Here is a 1381-nt window from a genome sequence, read left to right on the forward strand (position 1 = left end):
GCTTAGCGTATGGAATGGACTTCCTCCCTATCACTCAGCCGTTAGTTCTGAGATGATAAATTCACCATTTCATACGGAGATAACAACATGGCTGTGACTGTATTAGGTATCGACCTAGCAAAAAATGTGTTCGCATTGCATGGTGTTGACCACAAAGGCAATACCATTTTATGCAAACCCAAAGTAAGTCGGGCCAAGCTGTTAGAAACGGTAGCCAATATGCCACCGTGTCTGATTGGAATGGAAGCATGTAGCAGCGCTCATTTTTGGGCCCGATTATTCAAAAATGTCGGCCACGAAGTTCGCCTCATCGCTCCTAAGTTTGTCTCTCCTTATCGACTGTCTGGCAAAGCAGGGAAAAATGATGCTGCTGATGCTCAAGCTATCTGTGAAGCAGTTCAACGTCCTCATATGCGATTTGTTAGCATCAAGTCAGAAGAGCAGCAATCGATTCAATGTTTGCACCGAGCTAGGCAGGACCTAAATGAAGAAAGGACGGCAGTATGCAACCGCATTCGTGGTTTGCTCGCTGAGTTTGGTGTGATTGCTCCTTTATCACCGGAGCGATTGCGTAACGAGTTCGAGAGCATGAAGGTTCACCTTCCAACCTTAGCCGCAACTTGCATGGATGAATTATTTCTTCATATAGACAACATTGAGCGCAGGCTTTTAAAGTTCGACCGACTGATTAAAGAGACGGCAGAGCAAGATGAACGATGCCGACTATTGATGCAACTAAAGGGGGTTGGACCTATGACAGCCAGTGCTCTAGTATCAGCGATCTCTGACGGAAAAGAGTTTCGTAATGGCCGTCAATTGGCGGCCTGGTTGGGTTTAACGCCTTCTCAATACAGCAGCGGAGGGAAACCAAAATTAGGGCGAATTACTAAAGCTGGTGACAACTATATTCGTAGTCTGCTTGTGCAGGGGGCGCGTTCAATGATGGCTAGCGCCGGACGAAAAGACGATCCGCTCAGTAAGTGGGTCTGTGATGTCAAAGATCGCCGTGGTTACTGGCGAGCCGCTATTGCTTTAGCTGCAAAAAATGCACGACACTGTTGGGCAATACTTCACTATGGTGAATCATTCGAAAATTGTTATTCAACCTAAATAAATCTCTTACCACCAATGATGACAACGCAAATATGATAAGGGTTAAGACCCCGCAAGAGGTGCCTGAGAAAACGTTAGGATGTTAAATATCCGATTAGCGTATGAGGTTCTTGCGAGCGTCTTTCATTTTGGTCCGGAACAGAATATTCCAGTATGACCGCTTATAGTACTGCATCTTAATCTTCATTGTGATTGCGTTCAGAGCACCCATTGACATCGGGAGGAAGTCCTTATAGTACGTTTTCGTTCCATTGGGCTTCAGACCCCT

Annotated in this window: 1 protein-coding gene; it reads left to right on the forward strand. The window is 45.8% G+C overall.

The annotated features are described in order from the left end of the window. Positions 1-87 precede the first annotated feature (87 nt). A complete protein-coding gene (locus L3V30_RS23920; protein WP_237310153.1) occupies positions 88-1110 on the forward strand; it encodes an IS110 family transposase in 1023 nt (340 codons plus the stop codon). Positions 1111-1381 lie beyond the last annotated feature (271 nt).

This window comes from Vibrio sp. A1-1 (assembly GCF_021728175.1).
GTDB lineage: Bacteria > Pseudomonadota > Gammaproteobacteria > Enterobacterales > Vibrionaceae > Vibrio > Vibrio diabolicus.